The following is a 23,288-nucleotide window of genomic DNA, read 5'->3' as shown; positions in this document are numbered from 1 at the left end:
CGGGATGGCAATTCGGCATCGACGGCTTCTGGACCGGCTACCGCAGCAGCACTGGCGACTTCTCGCTAACGGCTAGGCCGTATGAGCCGGCACCTGATGCCAACACCGATCGCGACAACGACGATAACGGTACGCGACAGGCGGATGCCGACTCGGCCTTCAACATCGTCAGCGGCCTGATCGAGCTGCGACCCGATAGCGAGCCGGATACGGCCGTTGATGGCGACGGGCGCGACAGCAATCTGACCATCGACTTCGGCATCTTCCAGTTGGCCAGCGTGGGCAACCGGGTCTGGAACGATCTCAACGCCAATGGGATTGCCGAAGCGGGCGAAGAGGGCGTTAGCGGGGTCACGGTCAGGCTGTACCGGTCTGACGACACACTGGTTGGCACGGTTGTGACCGGCAGCGACGGCAGCTATCTGTTCACAGATCTACCGCCGGGGAACTACTACATCGAGTTTGGTCTGCCGGAGGGATGGGTGTTTAGCCCGCAAGGTCAGGGTAGCGATAGCGGGAGCGACAGCGATGTTGACCCGAACATGCAGCGCACGCAGGTCTTCACGCTCACCAGCGGCCAGAATGACCTCAGTTGGTGGGCAGGCATCCACCGCGCGCCGCCAACCGCGATCACGCTGCTCAGCTTCACCGCCGAGCGGCAGAGCAACGGTGTGCTGCTGCGCTGGGTGACGGGCAGCGAACGGGATACGCTCGGCTTCGTGATCTTGCGCAGCGCGAGCGGCAACCGGGCGGATGCGGCGCAGATCGTTGCGACGCCGATCCCGGCGCAAGGCAGCGCTGGAGCTGGCGCGAGCTACCAGTGGCTCGATCGCACGGCTCAGCCGAACGTGAGCTATCACTATTGGCTGGTCGAGATTGAAATTGACGGCAGCCGCAACGAGTTTGCCTTGCACAGTCCGGCGCTGCAATTCACGTATCGGGTGCTATTGCCAATCATCCAGCGCTAGCAGGCGGTTAGCAGCGTTCTTGACCGGTTGCCGCTCCTGCTCAGGGGCGGCAACCGGTTTTTGGCAGCACAAGGGAGCGGGTACTTGCTAAACCTCATCCGTTCGTTGGATGGTGAAAAGTGTTTTTCAGACAATCTTTTGACTTGTAAGCAAAAAAGCTATGCCAAAATTGGCGCATCATGATATAATAGGCAAACAAGACAAGATAAAAAAGTCTTACCTTGGCGTATCATCACTTGCTACCGGAAGGCGCAATTCATCTCGCTGCGGCAGAGGACGGCACGAGCGCCTGCTGGCTCATCGCAGGGCTAGAGCACTCATCGACCTATCCGTGCAGGCATGCCTCTTTCGGTATCGTCCAATCCTAAGCTTGAGCGTATTCGCACAGGAGCCGGCGCTATGTATATTCGCTGGGTTGTGCGGCGGCACAAAAACGCTGAGATTGCCAATACCAATTTCTACGATGCCTACCTTGTCGAGAGTTACCGTGACGAACGGGGGCAGCCGCGGCAACGCACGATTGCCTATCTCGGTAATATTCGCCAGATCGAGGGGGAATTTCCGACGATTGAGCGCGAATTATTTTTATTGCGCGCCGATCGCATTCTCGAGTCGTTGCCCGAATTGACTGAGACTGAACGGCAAGAGGTGCGGGAGGCGTTACGGCGTAAAGTGCCGCCATTGAATCGTGATGAAGTTATTCGCGGGTTTACCGCCAATCTCAGTTGGTACCGGCAATGGTGGGAACAGAATGGCAACCCGCTCAGTGATGAGGAAATACTCAGTATCGTGCGCGCAACGCGGGGCAAGGTCGGTCCGATCTAAGCCATACCTCGACCAAAAATAAACAATTTTGTCATGCCAATGGTAATAGCTCCGTGGTAGGATATAACCATGGAGCAAAATACTGTGTTAATCGTTGACGATGATGAGCAGATGCGCGCGCTGCTCATTGACACCATAGCCCCCTTCAACCTCCGTCTGCTAACTGCGCAGCGCGGCGATCAGGCGTTACAGTTGGCCAGACAGTATCACCTCGATCTTATCCTGCTCGACGTCATGATACCGGATGTTGACGGGTTTGAGGTGTGCCGATCATTGCGCGATGATCCGATGTTAGCCCAGATTCCGATTGTTATGATCACCGCGTTGAATGATCGTGAAGCAAAAATACGTGGATTCGAGGCTGGCGCGGATGAGTTTATTACTAAACCGTTTGATATCGGTGAATTACAAGCGCGGATTAACACCTTATTGCGCTTGAACCGGTATCGCCGGCTCTTGCAAGAGCAAGCGCGCGTGAATGCCGAACGAGCGCGGTTTGAGTGGGTGGTAGAGACATCGGATAACGCATGCCTCATTCTTGACCAGCAGGATCGGATTACCTACGCCAATCTCCGCGCCCGGGCATACCTTGGCTTGACGGCTGATGAGCAGCCGAGCCGGACCTTCCGCGAGCTAGCTGCGCAGCGGTATCAATTGGCGCCATCCGAGGCATGGGAACAGTGGCCGGCCCCGATAGATCTTCAGCGCTTCTTAGTGCATCCTGAAACGCTGCACAGTTCTGAACAGTGGCTCAAAGTTGAGCCGGCGGTCATCCATCCGGCTGACGACCAAATTGTCGTGACCATCCGTGATGTGACGCAACAAATCACGGCTCAACGCGATATGTGGACGTTTCATACCGCGATCTCGCATAAACTGCGCACACCGCTGGTCAGTATCATTGGTGGCTTGAATATCTTGCACGACAATATGGATCAGCTCGATCGCTCGATTGCGCGGAACATTGCGGCCATTGCCCTTAGCGGCGCGCACCGGCTGCAAAGCGAAATTGATGATATTTTGCTCTATGTACGCAGTCCCGGTGATGCGCACTATCTTGATACATGCACAGTGTTTGAACTGCCTGCTATGATTGCTACGATCAGTCAAGAATTGGGCATGCAGACGGTTAGTCTCAATCTTGACCCCGCGCTCGATACGCGGCGGTTGCGGATTTCGCGGCGTAGCCTTGAAACGATATTACGGGAATTGTGCGAAAATGCGAAGAAGTTTCATCCCCAACGCAACCCGGCGGTGATGGTGCGCGTTGATGCTGATCTAGTTCGTGATCAGGTGCGGTTGTTGGTTTGCGATGATGGGATACATTTGCCACCCGAACAACTACGCAAGATTTGGCAGCCGTACTATCAATCCGAGCGCAGCTTTACCGGCCAAGTTGAAGGGATGGGTCTAGGGTTGGCGCAGGTGGCGCGGATCGTATTGGCGGTTGGCGGCAGCTACCAGATTCATAATCGCCCCGATCGGCCCGGTATCTGTGTCGAAATCCGCATTCCCTTTGCGGAAGAACAGGTGCGTGGCGTCGTGGTTGGCCCGGATGAACGTTGAGTTGACGCTAATCAGCTCTTCTGCTACTCTGTGAAGCCGGTTACGTGCAGAGAAGGAGCCAGAGCTTGCGGATTGCAATCACCGGAGCGCATGGGCAATTAGGGCAGGCGGTGATGGCCGCGCTCGCCGATCACCACGATCTGGCGCCGTTGGGGCATGGCCAGCTTGAGTTGGCTGATCCGGCCACTGTCGAGCAGATTGCGGCCACCGGTGCCGAGGTGGTGATTCACGCTGCCGCCTACACGAATGTGGATGGATGCGCGCGCGATCCATTGCTAGCCTATCGGGTCAATGGCTTGGGAACGCGCTACGTGGCCCTTGGCTGTCGCCGGATCAATGCGGCGCTGGTCTATATCAGCACCAATGAGGTGTTTGCCGGCGATGGCCAGCGGCCATATTTTGAAGATGATCCCACCGGCCCAATCAATCCGTATGGCCAGAGCAAGCTGGCCGGTGAGCAAGCCGTGCGCGAGTTGTGGCCGCGCCATTTTATCGTGCGGGTGGCGTGGTTGTTTGGCGGCGAACGCAATTTTGTCCGCACGGTGTTGCGGTTAGCGGCGAACCCGTCGGCTGGCGGCTTGCGGATGGTGGCCGACGAGATCGGTAGTCCGACTTACGCGCCTGATGTGGCGGCGGGTTTGGCGCGGTTGATTACCACGGATTACTACGGCACCTATCACTTTGTCAATGATGGCATCTGCTCGCGCTACGAGTTTGCGGCCGAAATTCTGTGCCGTGCTGGGGTTGACATCCCGCTCCACTCCATCCGCTTGCGCGATTTTCAGCGCGATAGCACGCCGCCGCCCTATACGCCGCTGGCCAATGTGGCCGGTGCGGCGTTGGGCATTACGTTCCGTCCGTGGCAAGAGGCGCTCGACGCCTATCTTGCCCGTCTGCGCCGCGAAGCGTTATTGCCATGATCGATGTGATTGTGCCCAATTACAATGGCAGCGCTTTGCTGCCGGTGTGTCTTGACTCGTTACGTGCGCAGACCCGGCGTGATTTTGTGGTGACGGTGGTTGATGATGCAAGTACCGACGACTCGGTGGCATTGGTGCGGGCGCGCTACCCGGAAGTGCGGGTGTTGGCGTTGGCGCAGAACCGCGGGTTTGCGGCGGCGGTAAATGCAGCGATCGCGGTGACCAATCAACCCTTTGTGGTTTTGCTGAACAATGATACCGAAGCTGACCCGAAGTGGTTAGCGGCGCTGATCGGCGCGCTCGAACGCTGGCCGCAGTTTGCCTTTGCCGCCGCGAAGCTGCGCCTGTTCGACCGGCGCGAGGTGTTGCATTCGGCAGGCGATTTCTATCGCGTGAATGGCGAGCCGGGCAACCGCGGGGTGTGGGAAGTTGATCGCGGCCAATACGATGCTTATGCCGAGGTATTCGGGCCCTGCGCCGGCGCAGCCGCCTACCGGCGCAGCGCACTAGAACTGCTGGCCGAAGACGGTAACGTCTTTGACGAAGAGTTGGTGATGTACTGCGAGGATGTCGATCTTAACTTACGCGCGCGGCGCAAAGGGTTGCGCACCATCTTTGTCCCAACCGCAGTTGTCTACCACCGGCTGAGCGCCAGTGGCGGCGGCGCTTTGGCTAGTTATTATTGCGGGCGCAATTTTCCGCTCGTATGGGTGAAAAATATGCCGCCGCCGCTGGCGCGCCGCTATTGGCCGGCGTTAGTGATCGCGCAGGTGCGTTTCGCCCTGCACAGTTTGTTGCACATTCGCGAACCAGCCGCGCGGGCGCGGTTGCGGGGCCAAGTGGCTGGTTTGCGCGCGTTGCCGCGCTTTCTATCGCGCCGTTCCACATTACCCGAAGAAACAGCGCCGTTCGTCGCTGCACTGGCGCTCGGCCAGCCACCTACGCAGAGCACGTCATGACCAACGAACCATTCCTGTCCATTATCATTCCAGCGTACAACGAAGAGCGGCGCCTGCCGGCAACGCTCGCCGCGATTATGGCTTTTCTCGCCGCCGAGCCATACGCTAGCGAAGTGATCGTTGTCGATGATGGCAGCGACGATCGCACCGCCGAAATTGCCGCTGCCTTCCCCGGTGTCACCGTGTTGCGCTGCGATCATCGCGGCAAAGGGTTTGTGGTGCGCGCGGGGGCGCTCGCAGCGCGTGGATCGATCATCTTGCTGTGTGATGCTGATTTAGCAGTGCCAATCGAGGAATGGCCGCGATTGCGCGCCGCGATTGAGGCTGGTTTTCCGATTGCGATCGGTTCCCGCGAGGGGGTTGGCGCGACCCGCGAGGGTGAACCGTGGTACCGGCATGTGATGGGTCGGGTGTTCAATGGGATCATTCGCCTTGTCGCCCTGCGGGGCATTAACGATACCCAGTGTGGATTCAAGGCGTTGCGCCGTGACGTGGCCCGCGATCTCTTCCGCCGGGTGCGGATTTACGGCGATGATTCGCCGGTCGTGCGCGGTGCCGCTGTGACGGCGTACGATGTCGAATTGCTCTTCCTTGCCCAACGCCGTGGCTACCCGATCGCCGAGATTCCGGTGATGTGGCGCTACGGCGCGGAAACGAAAGTCAATCCACTACGCGACTCGTGGCGCAATCTTTGCGATGTGCTGCGGGTGCGCTGGAATGATCTCCGTGGCCGGTATGATATTACATCCGCCCCGGTAGAGGAGGTTGCTCCCCGATGACTCCTGCTCAACGCGCGCATCTGCGCCGCCTCGCCCATGCGTTGCCGGTCACGGTGATGATCGGCAAGCATGGACTGACCGAAAACATTCTGTCGAAGGTTGAACAAGAACTCGAGACCCACGAGTTGATCAAAGTACGATTTCTCGACTACAAAGACATGAAAGAGGAGTTGGTCGAGACAATAGTGGCGACGACCGGGGCGATGTTGGTGGCAATTATTGGCCACACGGCGATCCTCTACCGCCAGCACCGCGATCCGGCGCAGAGGAAGATCCACGTATGAACACGAAAGCCTTGCAACGCGGGTTCTGGTTCTCGTTCTGGTCGGTGGTGACCATTATGACGGTGCGCGGCGCGATTCTTCCGGCGTGGCTGCGCAATCTGCGGATTACCAGCCTCAGCGGGATCGGGCCAGTGTATGCGACCGTGAGTTGGGGCTACAGCGCCGGCAGCCGTCCGGTCAATGTGATCTTTGATCTCCAATGCGCCGGCGGCGCTACGGGGAGTGTCACCGTTGACGGCGAGGCGCTCGAGGCTGAGGTGCCGTTGATTGGGACGGCGCGAGCCGGTGAGGCGTATACCATCACGGCGACGTTGGTCTACCGCCGGTTGAGTCGGACGTTCACCCGCCAGTTCCAGGTGTCGGGTCAGGTTGGGTAGCTTGCGCCTCGAGTTCAGCGATGCGAGCCCGTACTTCGGCGGCGAGCCGCTGCAATTCGCGGTTGACCACATATTGCCATTCGGCGGCTTCGTAGTCTTCAAGTGCGCCGCCGCCGTACTTCAATTCCATCGCTAAATGCCAACCTTTGCGTTCGGCAAACTTCTCTAATTCGGCGCACCGGCTTGGCGGCCAACGCCGGCGGATAAACTGGCGAAACGCGCGCTCCATCCGCCCTGATCCATCGGGATTTAACGATGGTAAAGGAAAGAACGGCTCTTTATCGCGCGGATCGGGGGCGGCCGCTTTGCTGAAGTAGAGGGTGCGCTGGGTAATCGAGTAGCGCCACTCGCCATCGCCTTGGTAATTGCCGGGATTGTTGGCAATAGCGCCAGTCAGCATGCGATCGGTGATGGTCATCGTTGCACCTATTTGATAAAAACCGATCTTACGACAATAATTTGTTCTATACAGCATAGCACAGAGCAGGCGAAGAGACAACTAGTTGGGGAAGAGGGAGAAGGGAGCGGGGGGTGACGGCTAATTACCAAGGCGCAAAGCGAGCAAAGCCGCAGAGATGGTAAACGCAAAGGCACCAAGGATGCAAAGGTTTTTTGGGATGGCGATCGTCATCCGCGCCCTCGGCGCTCTCGGTGGTGAGCACGATAGCACCCTGACCCATGGATGGCGCGCTCTCGGTGGTGAGCACGATAGCACCCTCACCCTCAGCCCCGCTCTCGCTGGCGCGGGAGAGGGGCAGGGGGTGAAGACCTGCAGCCTGCGGTCCGCCCCTCAACAGCTTGCATAGGGTGCGCCGGCCAGCTGAGAAACCCCTCGCCGGGAGATAGTGCGGCAGTTTAACTGCCGCACTCCATAGAACCTTGCTCATTTCACCTTACTCGGCGTATACTTCTATAAGGAAGAAGTTTTGAAATATGTTGAGATGCTCAATGACTGTCGATCCACGTGACTATCGCGCCACAATGGGTTTGTTTGCCACTGGGGTGACGGTGATTACCGCCAGTGATGGCCAGCAAATCCGCGGCATGACTGCCAACTCGCTCACTTCGGTTTCGCTTGATCCGTTGCTGTTGCTCGTCTGTGTCGATCGCAAGGCGCGTATGGCGCCGGTGATCAGCGCAGCGACTCAGTTTGCGGTGAATATCTTACGCGCCGATCAAGAAGCGATTGCGCGCCATTTTGCCGGCCGGCCACAGCCTGATCTCGATATCCCAATGATCGAGCTAGCTGGCGCGCCAGTGTTGCGCGATAGCCTTGCTACATTGGTCTGCGCCCGCGATCGCATCCTCGACGGCGGCGATCACCTGATTGTGCTGGGGCGGGTGCTTGCACTGCGCTGCGCATCTGAAGGGGAACCGCTCTTGTACTTTGCCGGCGCGTACCGCCAATTAGCGGAAGTATCGCCGGCGTTGGCGTAAATCTCTCCAACGTGCTACGATTCACTCTGGTAGCGTTGGTTGATGTCGGCGTAACTACCGGAGTGTACGGAAATGATCTACCTACGCCGGCGCATACTGCTTGGCTTTGGTCTTGGTCACGCTGCACTGATTTGGCTCATCGCACAACCGGTTATCACCACCCGCGGCTTACCATTGATTTGGCTCGCCGCCGGTGTGGCGTTAGGCGGTGTGCTGCTGGCCGGCAACCGCATCTTGCCGGTCATCTTTGCCGGCGCCTTGGTTGGATACGGCGCCGTCTTCTGGCAGCTAGGTCTCCCGTTTGAGCGGTTGTTGCTCTCGGCGCTGATCTTGGCCGGTGCCGCTTTGGGGCAGGCGTGGCTAGGTTCTTTTCTCGTGTACCGGTTTGGCGAGCCGCTGCCGCCGGCATCCTTACCGCGTGTCTTGCTGGTTTGCGGGTTACTCGCGCTGGCCGTCCTGCCGGCGCCATTCATCGGCGCAGCGACAATGGCGGCTGCCGGAGTGCGCTTGGCTGCCGATTGGCCGCTGGCCGGCTGGCACTGGTGGCTCAACGTTCTCGCCGGCGTTTGGCTGGTCACGCCGTGGTTGGTCGTTGGCGTCTACCATTGGCGCCAGCGACCTATGCGGGAACCGTTTCTGTGGCCAGTGAGCAGCCTCTTACTGGCATTGCTGCTCTTTAGTTTGCAATTGATCTGGCGCGATGCCCAGCAGCGGTATGCCGATCAACTCCAAGCCGATGCTAACGAGATCATGAGTCTGATCGATGACCGGCTAATGCGCTACGAACAAGGGCTTCAGAGCATTGGTGCGTTCTTTCTCGCTTCGCAGCAGGTTGAACAGCATGAGTTTCGCGTCTTTGTGCGCACTATCCTCAATCAGCTACCGGCGTTACAGTCGGCCGGTTGGGCGCAGCGCGTGACACAGGCCGAACGAGTAGATTTCGAGCGCCAGATGCAGGAAACCGGTTTGCCAGACTTTCGGGTGCGCGAGCCGGGAGCCTTCGGCCTGCCGGCAGGCCGAAGGCCTGAGTATTTCCCGTTGGCGTATGTCGAACCATTTGCCGAGCGCCGTCTAGTGTTAGGCATGGATATGGCGGTCGAGCCGGTACGGCGCGAGGCGTTGGCGCAGGCGCGCGATAGCGGGCAGATCATGATGACAGGGCCGATCTTCCCGTATGTGGCAACGGTCAAGACGCCGTCGGTGTTGCTGATGATGCCGGTATATACCGCAGGGCCGCCGCCGCACGATGTGGCTGAACGCCAGCGCCGGATTGCCGGGATGGTCATGTTCTTGGTAGTGCCGGCTGAGTTGATCGAGCAAGCATTACGTCCGATCGTGCCACCGGACCTTGAGGTACTCTTGCTCGATGTCACCAATGGCTCGCTGCAACCGCTCGCCTTTCACACAACGATCGCAGCGCAATCGCTCGATCAGCTTGATCTGGCGGCATTTGTGCGTGATGCCCCGATTGTCATCGAGCAGAATCGCTATGGCCGGGTCTGGCAATTTGTGTTGCGGCCCGGCGCGACCTTCCCGAATCGATGGCTGCATTGGGATGCCGTGAGCCGCACGCTCATCGCCATCGCTAGCCTCGTAGTCTTCTTTCTTTTTATCGGCCAGCGCCAGCAGCACGACGCGCGCCAACGCCGGCTCACTCGCACGTATGCCTTGCTCAGCGCCATCAACCAGATGATCATCCGCGAACGTGAGCCGCAGCGGATTTTTCAAGAAATCTGCCGGATTGCGGTTGAGGTGGGAAGGTTTCGGATGGCGTGGATCGGGCAGCGGCAAACAGGCAGTGATCGCTTGGAACCGGTTGCATTCGCCGGTGAAGCAGGCGACTATCTAGATAACCTCCATATCCTGTTGAGCGAAGATACGACCTGCCCGACGGCGCGGGCGCTGCGCAGCGGTCAAGTAATGATTGTCAATCATCTTGCGACTGATGAACGGGTGGCATTATGGTGTGAAGCGGCGCTGCGGCTAGGGTATCGCGCATCGGCGAGTTTTCCGTTGCTGGTTGATGGCGAGGTGTATGCGACCTTAAGCTTCTATGCCGGCCAGCCCGCTTTTTTCGATGCTGACGAAGTGCGCTTGCTCAAAGAACTGGCCGATGATGTTGCCTTTGCCATCGTAGTCGGGCGGCAAGAAGCGCAGCTCCGCGCGAGCGAACAACGCAATCATCTCATTGTCAGTACGTTGCCGGATATGGTCTTTCGACTGAGCCGGCAAGGCGTTTTCATTGATTTCTCGGCACCGCCTAACGCACTGCTCATTCAACCGCCGGACGTGTTTCTCGGCCAACCGTTTGAAACAGTGTTGCCGGAGGATGCGAGCCGGCAGTTGCGCGATGCACTGGCTATGGCGTTTGCGACCGGCGAATTACAGACCATAGCCTATCAATGGCAGATCGACGATCACGAACGCTTCTTTGAAGCGCGCATCAAAGCTAGTCCCGCCGACGATGAGGCGATCGCGATTGTGCGTGATATCACGGCGTGGCGTATGGCTGAGTTAGCCTTGCAGGCTGAACGTGATCTGCTCGCCCGCCGCGTTGCCGAACGTACCGCCGAATTGAGCCGGGCCAATGCCGAACTGGCGCGGGCCGTGCGCACCAAAGATGAGTTCCTCGCCAATATGAGCCACGAGCTGCGCACACCGCTGAACGCGATCCTTGCCCTCAGCGAGAGTCTGTTAGAAGAGTTGCGCGGCCCGCTCAACGAGCGGCAGCAAGCGGCTGTGCTGGCGATTGAGGCGAGTGGTCGCCATTTGTTGGCTCTGATTAACGATGTGCTCGATTTGACCAAGATTGAAGCGGGGCGGATGGACATCAGCAAAGAGGTGGTCGCGGTCAGTGATCTGTGCGAAGCGAGCCTGACACTGGTCAAAGAGCAGGCCCACAAGAAACAGATCTGCCTTTCGCTATGGATCGACAATCCGCAGGCGTGCTTTTTAGCCGACCCTCGCCGTATCAAACAGATACTGGTCAATCTGTTGAGCAATGCGGTTAAGTTTACCCCCAACGGCGGTTCAGTGGAGTTGCGAGTTGCAACCGATGCGGCCCAAGGCACGATTGCCTTTACGGTCAGCGATACCGGTATTGGCATTGCACCTGAACAGATGCAGTCACTCTTCCAGCCGTTTGTGCAGCTCGATAGCAGCCTCAGCCGCCAACATGAGGGTAGCGGCTTGGGGTTGGCATTGGTGCGGCGTCTCACCGATCTGCACGGTGGGAGTGTTTCAGTAACCAGTGAACCGGGGAAAGGCAGTATGTTTACGGTAACGTTGCCGTATCAACCGGTAACGCATGCCGTTGCAACTACGAATGATGACGAATGGTCACCGTTGCGGTTGGCGTTGGTGATCGTCGATTCGGTGACGATGGCCGATCAATTAGCCCGCTACCTCGAAGAGCAGCAGATCCAGCCGGTGTTGGTGCTGCAGAGCAATGGCGCGCTTGAACACGCAGTCGCAATGCGTCCCGATCTGATCGTGCTTGATCTTCACATGGCTGGCGGCGCGGGTTGGGAGCTTCTCGCTGGCTTGCAACACGATCCTGACTTGCGTTCGATCCCAGTGATTGCCATCGTCACGGCGGATGAAGCCCAACAAGCGCTGGCAGCCGGCGCGGTGGCATGGTTGGTGCAACCGGTTGATCGGGCTTCGGTTCGGCGTGTCTTGAGCCAAATGACTTTTTCGCCGCAGTCAACGACCACGTTGCACCTGCGCTGTGGATTAGACGCTAAGCTCTTATTGGCTGAAGACAACGAACTCAACCTGTCAACTATGAGCGAATACCTCGCTGCCCGTGGTTACGAGTTACGGGTGGCGCGGAATGGGCGCGAAGCGTTGGCGGTCGCTGCCGAATGGCAGCCCGATCTGATCATCATGGATATTCAGATGCCTGAAATGGACGGATTAGAAGCGATACGGCAATTACGCGCGCAAGCGATGTATGCTGCCACGCCGATTATTGCCGTTACCGCGCTGGCGATGCCGGGTGATCGCGAGCGTTGCTTGCTGGCCGGCGCAACCGATTATCTGACCAAGCCGGTTAGTCTGCGCCAGTTGGTCGAGCGTATCGGGCAGCTTTTGCAGCAACAGCAACATGCCAAATAATTCCGTTGTGTGTGGTACGAGTCTTGTGCTACAATCAGACATAATGATGAGGTCGATGCAGCCCTCCTCGCTGCTGCCCTTTCACCCTCGCCGCTGCGGGCAACGACCTGCGCCATCGTAAGTTAGTTACCCATTCCGCCAGAGGAGCGCCCCTATGCTGGCCCGGATCGCACTCAGCCTACTGCTTGGCTTCATTTGCGGCACGACTGGTCTGGTCTTTATGCCCGATTTAGCTCGTGTCATCGGCCCGTTCATCTGCACCGGCGAATTGCAGCCCGATCGCAGCGACGGTGTGTTGCATTTTCGTTGCCGCACCGTCAATGGCGATGAACAGCGCCTCGATCTCAAACAGATGTTGCCGTATGCCATTATCAGTACATCGTTGCTCTTGATCCCGCCAGTGCATACCGCCATTCGCCGCTTTGAGCGGCGCTATTCGGCGATTCGACAGGCCATGGCTCGTGATTTAGCTACATCAGTGCCGGTGCGCACTGAGCTGTTGAAGGTAGCGATTGTTGGTTCGTATAAGCGAGCTATCTTGATGCGAGCGGTCGAAGTGGAGTTGACACTGTGGGTCTACCCGCCGGCTCAGCGACCCTACGAGGCGCGCGCATACTGGTTGGTCGAAGAGGCTGGATTGCCCAATCTACGGCGCGGCGCGATGCTTAATGCGCGGATCAACCCCTTGCGCCCGCAGCGCGTCTATCCGGCGGAACCGTGGGCGACATACCTCTGGTATGAAAAAGCGCCGGCAGGAGGGTAGAGAGATGGGAAGATAGGTAAGGGGCGGGTGTCAAACCCGCCCCTCAGCATCTACGACGACGAACTTCTACTACCGATCGGTTTCAGTTCAGGCTGCCACGTATCGAGCAGAATCCAGAGCACGAGCGCCAGCAAGGCCCAATGCAATTGGTCGCAGATAAGGGCGGCGATGCTAACGGCTTCGCGGGCAAAGGGGATGGTCTCGTACAGCGACTGCAAGAGCCGGGCAGGCAACGCTTCCAATTGCGCGATCAGCGAGCCGGCGCCAAGCTGAAACCAGACAATCTGATAGAGATAAGCAGCGCCAACCATCGAGACCAACACCGCGAGCGCAATCAGCCCAATCGCGAGGTAGAAGCGCCAACGTGGCAGCGGCGCCGTGGCCGGAGTAGGGTTAGGCGCAGCGTTTGGCACCAATTGCAACAGCCGGTGTGTCAATTCAGGCGGCGCCTCCCAGCGCAATTCGTGACGGAGCGCCGCATCGAGCAGCTCTTCTGGTGGTGGTGTTGGCGTTGGCGTAGACATAACTCACCTCCTTCCCCACCCCGGTAGCAGGCGTAGCGGCGTAATCCGCAGCGACGGATCATCAGTCGTTTTCGGAGCCGGCTGGTTCACGGCGTGGGTCGCTGGTGGTTCTTTCGTCTGCAACAATTGCGCGAGGCGCTCTTTGCCGCGCCGGATATGGCTCTTCACGGTATTGAGGGGTAGGTCAAGAATCTCAGCGATATCGGTATACTTGAGATCCTCAAAATAGTGTAACGTCAGTACCAGCCGGTAATGCGGTTCGAGCTGTTCGAGCGCGCGGCGTACTTCAAGCCGCAACTGGTTGACATCGAGCGATTGGGGCGGATCGACCCAACGGTCAGGGTCGGCTACGGTATGCAACGCATCGATCTCTTCGTCATCGGCAGCAGGTGGCACGATCGGCGCTTGCCGCCCACGCCGGCGCAATTCATCGCGGCACAGATTGACCACCAGCCGGTACAGCCACGTGGTAAACCGGCTCTCGCCGTTGTACTGGGGCAAAGCGCGGAAGAGCCGGATGAACGCCTCTTGGGTCAGATCAGCGGCGTCGTCGGCATTCTTCAGCACGCTCATTGCGATACTATAGACATAATGCTGCTGACCGATGATCAAATCGGTCAACGCCTGTTGGTCGCCTTGTTGGGCGCGCACAATCGTCTCGCGAGATGGTTCAGCCACCGGTTTGCTACTCCTGACGCTGGTAGGGCGTCATAGGCGCGCTGCCAAATCGCAGCGGCGGACTGGCTGATAAATAGACGACAGCGCGGCAGAAAAAGTTGCGTGCAACGGGAAAGGGTGAGCGCCGCGAACATCGCGGCGCTCAAACCTGCGTTATGGCACCGGATCGTACCCGCCGCGGGCGAAGGGATGGCATCGTGCGATCCGTTTGATCGTCAGCCAACCGCCGCGGAGTGCGCCGTGCTTCTTAATCGCTTCATAGCCGTAGTGCGAGCAGGTAGGAGTATAAATACAGCTCGGCGGCGTCCACGGCGAGATCGCGACTTGATAGAAGCGGATCAGCTTCAAGAGCAACCATCGCAGCATACACTTACTCCAGCGGATCCTTGCCGATGGCGAAGGCGCATGACGAGCAATTACCCTGCCCCATGCACGAGATCTGCTCGACTGAGAAGCGGCGGCCACCGCTCACCCAAGCAGTTGCCTCTTCGAGAATGCCGCGGGCGATGTAGAACACCGGTCCCGGCTCAGGGCGCGTGATACAGTTCGAGCAGCGGGTGATGTGGTATACAAACCGGCCGCGCTCTTCCTCGACATGGCTCGACTGGTCGGAGAAGCGGTCAAACGTTTGGGCAGTGGCGTTCAGCACGATCTTGAGCTTCATGGTGATCGGCATGAGTTTCAATGCCAGATCAGCCATGCCAAGCAGCGGACCGAACTCCTTCAGACCAAGCGAGAAGGCGACCCGCCCGGCGCGCAACTCAAGGCCGCGCGCTCCACGCGGCCCGTACATCGTGCCGAGCGCCACCGAATACTTCGAGATGGCTTCGAAGGGAAATTCGCGCTTGAGATCGTTCGGCGGGTAGGCGTCGATGTACTGTTGCAGATCGGCAAGCCGGAGCAGGGCCTTCACGCCGTTCTGACCCATGACTTCCTCCAGCGACAGGAAGCAGAGTCGGCCGATCTTATTAGGATAGTACAGGCCGCGGAAGGCTTCTACTGACGTCATGGGTTCTCTGGCTCCTTCTCACAGCTACGAAGAGAACGGCTCTTTACGATAACGCTCATACTATAACAGAAAATGGCGATTAGCGCACAGTTTCCCAGACCAGATGCGCCAATTCGGGCAAGATGAGGCGGTTCATGCCGAGCTGAACCGCGTTGGGCGAACCGGGCAGGCAGAAGATGAGCGTTCTGCCGAAGACGCCGGCGGTTGCGCGCGAGAGCATCGCTGCTGGCCCAATCTCGGCAAATGATAACATACGAAACAATTCGCCAAAACCGGGCAATCGCTTTTCCAACAAGGCGTCAATCGATTCAAAGGTACTATCGCGCCGGGCAATGCCGGTGCCGCCATTGGTAATGATGACTTTGCACCCTTCAGCGGCAAAACGACGCACCATCTCGACGATTTGCGCCGGCTCATCTCGCACCACAGCATATTGTACCACATTGTGACCGGCTTGCGTCAGCGCCGTACAGATGTAGCGACCGCTCTCGTCGGTTGCTTCCGTACGGCTATCGCTCATTGTCAGCACCGCGCAAGGAATTGACGCCGTCTGTGTCGCTGCTGCCTGACGGTGTTCTTGATGGCCCATAGTACGGTTCCTCGCCGTTTATTAATCTGCTGTATCCTACCATAATTTGGCCGGTTGTGTCCAATAGGCTTGGTGCTGACTGCTATTAGGCGATTCTGGTGTCCGGTCTATCGAGTACAAGAACGCCAAAACGATCGTGCGCGGCATCGAGCCGTTGGTTGTGGCGCCAACTCCGCAGTGGTTTGTATCCTCTATCGTCCAAGCATCGCAATATTTTCCGCGCCGTTACCTTGCAACTGACTTGTATTCACTATAGGTATGTGATATATTCATTCTAGATCTCACTTCTTGTACGTATGTTCTTGCAACGCAGCACAGCTTCTCCTGCGTCGTTCTCCGGCGTCGCCTCAAGAACGGTGTTCTCTTTCCGTGTCTTTGTCAGGAGGTGTCAGTGGCAGATACCGCAACCACTGGAATTGGTCACGATGACGTGATGGCCGTACTGCGCCAATGCTACGATCCATGCTGCAAAGAGCGGCAGGTGAGCGTAGTGGATATGGGTCTTGTCGAGCAGATACGGATCGATGGCCCGCAGGTTCATATCGATATCATCCTCACAACTGGGTGGTGCCCGTTTGCGTGGCATCTGCTGCAAATGATGGAAGAGGAGGTCAAGTCGCTGCCCGGTGTCGAGCAGGTGCAGGTCAATATTACGTGGAATACGCCGTGGTCGCCCGAACGGATGTCGGCGTTGGCCCGTGAGCGGCTGCGCTTGCCGCTCGAACAGTTGTTGCCGCTGCGCGAGGCGCGCATGCGGGGCGCGCAGCAGGAGGGTGCGCCATGATTGATGATGCGTTTGTCTTCGATGGCGTCTGTCACGTGTTTAATTTCGATAAGTCGAACGCCTTTGGCAAGCCCGGCGAAATGTTTATCGAGCATCTCTACGCCTTCCACCAAGTGCTCAATGCCCCTGGCGAGAAGACGCTCAGCCGCGAAGAGTATATGCGCGAGTGGCATGTCGATGAGATTGGCCGGATGGTCTTCGATGAAAGCCCAACCGACATGATCATTGCCCAGCCCTTGCCGCTGACCGATCTGTTTAAAGATGGTCTCTCGGCGTGGGAACGCTGCGCCGAGATGGCTCGTCGCTACCCCGATCGGGCGATCTTCTGGGGATCGGTTAATCCGCTTGAGGGCAAGAAGGCCCTCGAACTGATGGAAATTCAGGTGAAGGAATATGGCGCGCGCGGCTTCAAGCTCTACAATGTGCGCTACGATTATGGCCAGCCGTTTCCATGGCGTATGGACGACCCGCGGGTGGCGTTCCCGGTTTTTGAGAAGGCGCTCGAATTAGGGGTGAATATTATCGGCGTTCACAAGGGGGTGCCGCTCGGCCCGCAGCCGGTGGAGCATACTCAAGCGTGGGATATGGACGGCGCGGCGGCCAATTTCCCTGAGATCAACTTTGTTATCTTCCACGTGGGCTTGCCCTTCATCGATGAGATCTGCTGGCAGTTGGTGCGCTATCCCAACCTGTACGCTTCCATCGCCGCCACCGTCAACTTTGTTGTCCGTTCGCCGCGGGTCTTCGCCGAAACAATGGCTAAGCTGCTCTTCTGGTGCGGCGAAGATAAGATTATCTATGGCGGCGAGTCGCCGATCTGGCATCCGCGCGGCGCGCTCAAGGCGTTCTGGGAGTTTGAGCTGCCCGAAGATATTGTGCGGGGGTATGGCTGCGGCCAGTTGACCAAAGAGGCCAAGAAGAAGATTCTTGGCCTGAATCTGGCTCGCTTGCACGGGATTGATGTCGAGGAGAAGAAGCGCAGTCTTGGCATGGCGGCCTAGCGTAACTCTTGGCGCACAGAGCAAGAGCAGCTCTGTGCGCCTTGCCATTTATCCCTGAGTTGTCCCGTTCGCAGTCAGCCGTTCAGCTAATAGCCATTCCAATGCCAGGAGATAGCCGCGCCAGCCGAGGCCGGTGATCTGGCCGCGCGCGATCGGCGCGATCACCGAGGTGTGGCGAAAGGCTTCGCGCTGGTAGACATTGGATAAATGCACTTCAATAATCGGCGCTGAGAGCATTGCTAATGCATCGCGCAACGATAATCCATAGTGGGTCAGCGCCCCCGGATTGATAATGATGCCGAGCGTGTCCCAGCCGTGCGCTTGAATGGCATCAACGAGCTCCCCTTCGTGATTGGATTGGATGCAGACCACGTTGACGCCGGCTGCGGCGCCGCGATCCAACAGCGCAGCGTCAATGTCGGCCAACGTCGTGGTGCCGTAAATCTGTGGTTCACGCCGGCCCAGCATGTTGAGGTTGGGGCCGTGGATGACTAAGATGGTTGGTGGCATTGTCATTGCTCGCTTGGCGGCAGCGCAGCGCGCTGCCGTTACTATCGGCTGACAACCGGAATAAAGACCGTTTCGCCAAAGATATCCGCCCGGTAGAGATAGATCATCGAGAGCCGGATACTGCTGCGTTGGCTTGGGTCGCGCCGCGAGGTGGCCGTCAAAACCAAATCGTGGCGCAATGCAAACGGTTGGATCGGCGGTAAGTTGACCGTGACGCTGATCCCGACATCGCTTGCGCCGCCGTTCAGCGCCACCGTGCTTGGCGTGATCGTAACGCCAAACTTGCTGCTCAGCCCGCTGGCGGTCAGATCAAACGTGTCGGTCTCGTTGCCAAGGTTTTCCAGCACAATCCCGCTAAAGGTCATCTGGTTGGTTCCCGCCGGAATGCCGCGCAGCCGGTCGCTGCTCAGCAAGACGCCGGTGACCAATCCAACCCGAACGCTGTCAAAAATGGTGCTCTTTATCGTTGCATCGGTCTGCGAAGTGGCCGTGACCCGGATGTTGCTCAGGTTGAGATGAGCAGCTAGTCCGCCCGGCAGAGTCAGCAACACGGTGATTTCGCGACTCTCCCCCGGAGCGAGATTGACTTCGTTGGGGAAGACGCGCACGTCATGCCCATCGCCTTGGATGGCGGCGATGGTGTAGGTGTCGGCACTGAAACCAATATTGCGCACCGTGTGGGTGATGACCGTGGTCGCGTTTGGCAACGCGATCACGGTCCGCGACGGTTCGAGCAACACGTCGCGCAGCGCGCCGACTTGAACGATATTCTCGGCGCTGGCCAACACGGATGTACCGCCGGCTGCCCGTGCTTCCACCGTGATCGGGTTACTTGTACCGGATAGTGTGCTGGCCGGGATAGTGACCGTCACCGTGATCACGACCGTGCTGCCTGGCGCCAAGACCGCGGTGGTGGCTGGCGTCACGGCAGGGGTTGGCCAACTCGAATCGGCGCTGCGCGCGCTCAGATCGTAGGCAATGGTTGATGAACCGCTGTTGCGCAGGGTATGCGTGAAGACGACCGTTCCCCCCGGTGCGCCGTTGGCGGTTGTGCCCGCCGAGAGCGCAGCCCCGTCAATGCTATTCACGGTAACGCTATCAACCACCTCGTCGCTTACCGCCGGATTGCCTTGCGAGGTGGCGCGGATGGCGGCGGTTGCGGTTGCGCCGGCGGCGATACCGGTTGGAACCGTGATCTGCACGGTCACAGTGACGCTGGCATTACGCGCAAGGATAGGCGTCGTCACCGGATCGACCGTCGCCGTCCATCTGCTCGGCAACCCGCTGAGGCTGAGGGTGAAGCGGTCGGGTGCATTGCCGGTGTTGGTCAAGGTGTGGGTAAAGGTGATGGTCGCCCCCGGATCGGCATTCGCATTGAGCGGGGTGGGCGCGAAGCTCAGATTGCGGATCGTCGTCACCGTTACCGTGGCGGTCGTACTCGCCGTGCTATCGGGTGCAGGCGGGGTCTGGCCGCCGTTACGGGCAATCGCGCGCACTTCGACCAGCGTATCGCTGCCATCAGCCGTTGCTGGAACATCTACTTGTAAGGTGTATGTACAGGTGCTGCTATTGGTCGGCACTGGCGAGGGGCAGGTGGTGCTGCTGCCGGCGAGGTTCCAGCCGGTAGGTAAGGTTTGCTCAAAATCAAACGGGGCTGGCGCATTGCCGCCGTTGCGCACGGTGATAGTGATCGTTGCCGTCGCGCCGGGATCAACCGGGTTAGGGGCCACGATTGGCGTACCCACAAAGACCGGCGTGCCGCCGCCGATGACCTGCGCCGTGCCAGTCGCCGTGTGGTTGGCTGGCGGGTTAGCGCCGCTGGTGACACCGGCTTGGATGGTAAAGTTGTAGAAGCCAACCGGCTCACTGGCGCCAGTGGTAACGGTGAGGGTGATCGGGCGCGATTGCCCGGCGGCCAAGGTGAAGTTGCTGGCTGGGGCGGCGGCAAACGTCAAGCTGGAAGTGGGAGTTGTGCCGGTCGGCGGCGTGATGATAAAGGTATCGGTAAAATTGCCGGTATTCGTGATGACATAGCTAAACTCAACCGAGCTAGCCGGTGTCAATTGGCGGGTGGTTGGGTCAAGAGCAGTAAACTCGAAGCTGCGCACCACCGGCACGCGCACGGTATCGGTAGTTGCCGGATCGCTCTGCTCAGTAAAGAGTTGCGCCCCTTGCTGGCTGGCAGCGCGCACGCGGAACGAGAACGGGTAGTCGCCGGCGAGCAACGAGCTGCCAGAGGGCGTATTCGCGACGATAGTGAGCGTCGTTGTCGCGCCGGGAGCTAGGGTCGTGCTGCCGAACGTCGCCGAAGCGATCGTCCAACCCGCTGGCGGTGTACCGCTAAAGACCGGTAAGCCGCTGCTGCCGTCAGGCCGGATGATGCTCAGATTGCCGGTAAGTTGGCCGGTGTTAGTGACGGTATGGGTAAACGTGACCGTAGTGCCGGTGCGCTCGATAATCTGGCCGGGTGAGACGACCGGTTGGGCCGGAATGATCGTGATCGCCTGTGCGACAGTGGTCAAGGTCACGCTATTCGAGCCCGTTTGGTCGCTGCGCGCCGTCACCGTGGTGGTATCGGTGTCACCAGCGCTGGCGGTGAGCGGCACCGCAACACTGATAATAATCTGCACGCTGCCAGATGGCGGCACTTCCACCGATGCCGGCCCGCTTGTCCAACCGCGTGTGCTATCGAGGGTGAGGCTGTAGGTGCGCGTCACCGAGGCAGTATGGCTGAGCGTCAGGGTATATGTGGCGGTACTGCCAAGGCTGACCGAACGGCTGGCGCCGCCGGTGACGGTGAGGGTTGCGGTTGGCGTGGTACAAGCGTCTGTGGCGTTGACATCAAGCGCGTTTGAGAAGGGGGAGCTATTGCCGGTAGTGGGATTGTGGACAGTAGCCGTGATGAATCCTAGACAACCGGTAATATTGGCGCTAAAGATCCCGCCGGCAGCAGTGGTAACACTGGTTAGAAAGACCGGCCCCTCACGGTTGCGGTCAGTCACGCTGGCGCTCATGGTAAAGATTTCAACCACACAACCGGCGCCGCAGCCGGTCGTGCCGGTGATAATCGGCGAACCGGCAGTAATCGGGTTGAAACTCGGCACGGCAAGATTGCCGTTCGCATTGTTGCCAAGACCAATGCCGTCGCCCTCGTTGTTTTGGGTTGTATTCCGCGAAATCAACACCTCAGAGACATTATCGGCGACAAAGATGCCGTGACCAACGCCAAACCGGCCATTGCGCACCAGACGGTTGCCGATCAATTGGTTATTGCTGCTATTGATGGTAATACCGTGAGTGGCGTTAAAGGTGGAGACGTTATTTTGACCCGTAAAAGCAATGAGGTTATTTTCAATCCGATTACTATTCCCGCTGGATACAAGGATGCCGTCTTTCCGGGTCGTGGTGCCGCTTCCCAGCGTCTCGCTACTCGAAGCGCGCACGCCAATGCGGTTGCTGATCATTTGGTTGTGGTTTGCGTTACTCAGATTAATCCCGAAATCCACGCCACCGATCAGATTGTCACGCACCGTCGCATTGCTCGCGTTGTTGATGCGCACACCGCGGCTATCAGGCACGATGATGCTTGCAAGGATACCATTGCCATCAGCGCGCACACCTAAATAATTGCCCTGCAACGTGTTACCGTTAGCGGTACAAGTTGCGCATGGTTGGATCAACACCGCAGCCCCCGAACCAGTGACGGCGAAATTGCCGGCGGCGATCACGTTGCGGTCAGCAGGGTTAGGGCCGCCGATCACCGAATTGCTGCCGTTTTCGATCCAAACTGTGGCATCACCGGTACCATAACCAACGGTCGGCTGGTTGATGGTGGTTGTAGTAGTTTGCATTCCTGCCGGGTCAGTACCCAGAAAGTTTCCCCGCACAATGGTATTGCCTGAACGGATCCGGATGGCATTGGTGCGCGCGCCAGCAATCACGTTGCCGGGTCCGATAGTGGTATTAACCGTGTTGCGCCCGACAAAAATCCCTTCGCCGCCAGAGGTTTGGTTTACCATGCCATTGCCTGCCGGAAACGGATTGCCGCTCGCGTTGAGCGCAATGCCGATATAATTGCCGGCGATGACAGTAGGACCGGTAGCGAATTGGGTGTCATTAATTATAATTCCGCCATTGGTATTTCCGCTAATGTAATTGCGTCCGCCTACTAGATCAGTTGGATCGCCGATCACAGTATCAATTGCGCCATACGCCGAGCCACCGGCAATCAAAATACCAATCCGGTTAGAAATGATCGTTCCACTCGGATTGACCCCGATCCAATTGCCGGTGATACGGGTATTGCGCGGAATGCTTGGTGAATTAGGACTGGTTGTGTTGCTGAACAACCCGATCCCGGTGGCATTAGCGCCGGTATAACCGCCGATCAAATTGCCGCTAATCACGGTATTATGCGCATAATTTTCGATCGAAATACCACCCAAATTACCTGGTGATGGCGCCGTAACCAGCGCCGCATCGCCACTGATTGTTGTGCCGAGGTAGTTACCGAGAATCTGATTGCCATTCAGCAGAGTTATGCTCAGATTGTTGGAGATCCCTATATCTGCTATCGCGTTGCCGCTGATCACATTCCGGTCGGCGGGATCGCCGGTGCCGATCCGATTATTGCTTGCGCCATTGTCAAGCAAGACACCATAACCGGTGTTAGGTTCAGGCAAACCGTTGAAATGACCGATCCAGTTATCGGCTATCAAGTTGTTTTGTGCGTTGTTTCGCAGGTAAATGCCGGAACCGCCGCCAGAGATGGCGATACTGCGGCTAAAGCGAATGATGACCAAGCCGCGAATGACATTATTGTCGGATGCGATAACGAGACCATGGGCTGGGATTACTTCATTACTAGCGTTACGCAACTGTTCGCCGCTAATAATCACCGTATGCCCGCTACCGCCGTTAATGGTGGTATTACCTTCGGTGAGCGGCGGCAAGCCAGTGTTTTGCACATAGATCGTTCCGCTCACACTAAAGGTAATTGTATCAGGCACGCCATTGCTATTCGCTGCAATAATCGCCTCGCGCAACGTGCAACCGCCGGGAGTGGTCGTACACGCGCCGTCGTTGGTGTCAGCTAGTGAGTTGACGACCAACGACGCTGCCAACACCGGTTGCGCCGCCGGGATCAGGCTGACGAACAGGATAATCAGGAGCGCAATGCGCAGATGGCGGTGCATA

The 23,288-nt window shown here is 58.3% G+C and carries 21 protein-coding genes; 13 read left to right on the top strand and 8 right to left on the bottom strand.

Features of this window, described 5'->3' with window-relative positions:
- The 8 genes from U9R61_RS02020 to U9R61_RS01985 form a co-directional block, all read left to right on the top strand.
- Positions 1–968, top strand: a 968-nt coding sequence (locus U9R61_RS02020) for an SdrD B-like domain-containing protein (RefSeq protein ID WP_322487155.1), incomplete at its 5' end; no start/stop codon positions are given.
- Positions 969–1,367: 399 nt separating this feature from the next.
- On the top strand, positions 1,368–1,793 hold the full coding sequence (locus U9R61_RS02015; protein WP_322487154.1) for a hypothetical protein: 426 nt from the start codon (positions 1,368–1,370) through the stop codon (positions 1,791–1,793).
- A 69-nt stretch (positions 1,794–1,862) separates the two neighbouring features.
- Positions 1,863–3,359: a response regulator gene (locus tag U9R61_RS02010; RefSeq protein WP_322487153.1), complete on the top strand. Its 1,497-nt coding sequence runs from the start codon at positions 1,863–1,865 to the stop codon at positions 3,357–3,359.
- Positions 3,360–3,424: 65 nt separating this feature from the next.
- Positions 3,425–4,279: a dTDP-4-dehydrorhamnose reductase gene (rfbD, locus tag U9R61_RS02005; RefSeq protein WP_322487152.1), complete on the top strand. Its 855-nt coding sequence runs from the start codon at positions 3,425–3,427 to the stop codon at positions 4,277–4,279.
- Positions 4,276–5,238 carry a glycosyltransferase family 2 protein gene (locus U9R61_RS02000; protein ID WP_322487151.1) on the top strand — a complete coding sequence of 321 codons (963 nt, stop codon included), beginning with the start codon at positions 4,276–4,278 and terminating at the stop codon, positions 5,236–5,238. Before rfbD ends, U9R61_RS02000 begins: the two co-directional genes overlap by 4 nt.
- A complete protein-coding gene (locus tag U9R61_RS01995) occupies positions 5,235–6,017 on the top strand; it encodes a dolichyl-phosphate beta-glucosyltransferase (RefSeq protein WP_322487150.1) in 783 nt (260 codons plus the stop codon). Before U9R61_RS02000 ends, U9R61_RS01995 begins: the two co-directional genes overlap by 4 nt.
- Positions 6,014–6,301, top strand: coding sequence for a YhbY family RNA-binding protein (locus U9R61_RS01990; protein WP_322487149.1), 288 nt, complete (start codon positions 6,014–6,016; stop codon positions 6,299–6,301). Before U9R61_RS01995 ends, U9R61_RS01990 begins: the two co-directional genes overlap by 4 nt.
- Positions 6,298–6,678, top strand: a complete 381-nt coding sequence (locus tag U9R61_RS01985) for a hypothetical protein (RefSeq protein WP_322487148.1) — start codon at positions 6,298–6,300, stop codon at positions 6,676–6,678. Before U9R61_RS01990 ends, U9R61_RS01985 begins: the two co-directional genes overlap by 4 nt.
- On the opposite strand, the gene U9R61_RS01980 is transcribed toward U9R61_RS01985, so the two are convergent.
- Positions 6,641–7,096, bottom strand: a complete 456-nt coding sequence (locus U9R61_RS01980) for a hypothetical protein (protein WP_322487147.1) — start codon at positions 7,094–7,096, stop codon at positions 6,641–6,643. The two genes, U9R61_RS01985 and U9R61_RS01980, sit on opposite strands and share 38 nt — an antisense overlap.
- A 530-nt stretch (positions 7,097–7,626) precedes the next feature.
- On the opposite strand from U9R61_RS01980, the gene U9R61_RS01975 reads away from it, so the two are divergent.
- The 3 genes from U9R61_RS01975 (at position 7,627) to U9R61_RS01965 (ending at position 12,997) form a co-directional block, all read left to right on the top strand.
- The gene (locus tag U9R61_RS01975) at positions 7,627–8,115 is read left to right on the top strand and encodes a flavin reductase family protein (protein ID WP_322487146.1); all 489 of its coding nucleotides are present in this window, start codon (positions 7,627–7,629) and stop codon (positions 8,113–8,115) included.
- 72 nt (positions 8,116–8,187) lie between these two features.
- Positions 8,188–12,234: a CHASE domain-containing protein gene (locus U9R61_RS01970; RefSeq protein ID WP_322487145.1), complete on the top strand. Its 4,047-nt coding sequence runs from the start codon at positions 8,188–8,190 to the stop codon at positions 12,232–12,234.
- Between the two features lie 154 nt (positions 12,235–12,388).
- Positions 12,389–12,997, top strand: a complete 609-nt coding sequence (locus U9R61_RS01965; RefSeq protein WP_322487144.1) for a hypothetical protein — start codon at positions 12,389–12,391, stop codon at positions 12,995–12,997.
- Between the two features lie 50 nt (positions 12,998–13,047).
- Here U9R61_RS01965 and U9R61_RS01960 read toward each other — a convergent pair whose 3' ends face one another.
- The 5 genes from U9R61_RS01960 to U9R61_RS01940 all read right to left on the bottom strand — a co-directional run bounded on the left by U9R61_RS01960 (position 13,048) and on the right by U9R61_RS01940 (position 15,797).
- Positions 13,048–13,521: an anti-sigma factor gene (locus tag U9R61_RS01960; RefSeq protein ID WP_322487143.1), complete on the bottom strand. Its 474-nt coding sequence runs from the start codon at positions 13,519–13,521 to the stop codon at positions 13,048–13,050.
- A 3-nt stretch (positions 13,522–13,524) separates the two neighbouring features.
- Complete coding sequence (locus U9R61_RS01955) at positions 13,525–14,199, bottom strand: RNA polymerase sigma factor (RefSeq protein WP_322487142.1); 675 nt, start codon at positions 14,197–14,199, stop codon at positions 13,525–13,527.
- Between the two features lie 153 nt (positions 14,200–14,352).
- Positions 14,353–14,565, bottom strand: coding sequence for a membrane protein insertion efficiency factor YidD (yidD, locus tag U9R61_RS01950; protein WP_066788495.1), 213 nt, complete (start codon positions 14,563–14,565; stop codon positions 14,353–14,355).
- Positions 14,566–14,569: 4 nt separating this feature from the next.
- Positions 14,570–15,208 carry a 4-vinyl reductase gene (locus tag U9R61_RS01945; RefSeq protein ID WP_066788492.1) on the bottom strand — a complete coding sequence of 213 codons (639 nt, stop codon included), beginning with the start codon at positions 15,206–15,208 and terminating at the stop codon, positions 14,570–14,572.
- Between the two features lie 79 nt (positions 15,209–15,287).
- Positions 15,288–15,797 carry a MogA/MoaB family molybdenum cofactor biosynthesis protein gene (locus tag U9R61_RS01940; protein ID WP_322487141.1) on the bottom strand — a complete coding sequence of 170 codons (510 nt, stop codon included), beginning with the start codon at positions 15,795–15,797 and terminating at the stop codon, positions 15,288–15,290.
- Positions 15,798–16,188: 391 nt separating this feature from the next.
- Between U9R61_RS01940 and U9R61_RS01935 the strand changes: the two genes are divergently transcribed.
- Together U9R61_RS01935 and U9R61_RS01930 are read left to right on the top strand one after the other, a co-directional pair.
- Positions 16,189–16,581, top strand: a complete 393-nt coding sequence (locus U9R61_RS01935; RefSeq protein WP_322487140.1) for a metal-sulfur cluster assembly factor — start codon at positions 16,189–16,191, stop codon at positions 16,579–16,581.
- Positions 16,578–17,582: an amidohydrolase family protein gene (locus tag U9R61_RS01930; RefSeq protein WP_322487139.1), complete on the top strand. Its 1,005-nt coding sequence runs from the start codon at positions 16,578–16,580 to the stop codon at positions 17,580–17,582. The genes U9R61_RS01935 and U9R61_RS01930 overlap by 4 nt, the downstream gene beginning before the upstream one ends.
- Before the next feature lie 48 nt (positions 17,583–17,630).
- Here the strand turns inward: U9R61_RS01930 and aroQ are convergent, their stop codons facing one another.
- Both aroQ and U9R61_RS01920 read right to left on the bottom strand, forming a co-directional pair.
- On the bottom strand, positions 17,631–18,092 hold the full coding sequence (gene aroQ, locus U9R61_RS01925) for a type II 3-dehydroquinate dehydratase (protein ID WP_322487138.1): 462 nt from the start codon (positions 18,090–18,092) through the stop codon (positions 17,631–17,633).
- Positions 18,093–18,133: 41 nt separating this feature from the next.
- Positions 18,134–23,287, bottom strand: coding sequence for an NEW3 domain-containing protein (locus U9R61_RS01920; RefSeq protein WP_322487137.1), 5,154 nt, complete (start codon positions 23,285–23,287; stop codon positions 18,134–18,136).
- Between the last annotated feature and the right edge of the window lies 1 nt (position 23,288).

The sequence above is a fragment of the Chloroflexus sp. genome (genome assembly GCF_034431535.1).
Lineage (GTDB): Bacteria > Chloroflexota > Chloroflexia > Chloroflexales > Chloroflexaceae > Chloroflexus.
This window is presented reverse-complemented; position numbering and strand designations above follow the sequence as displayed.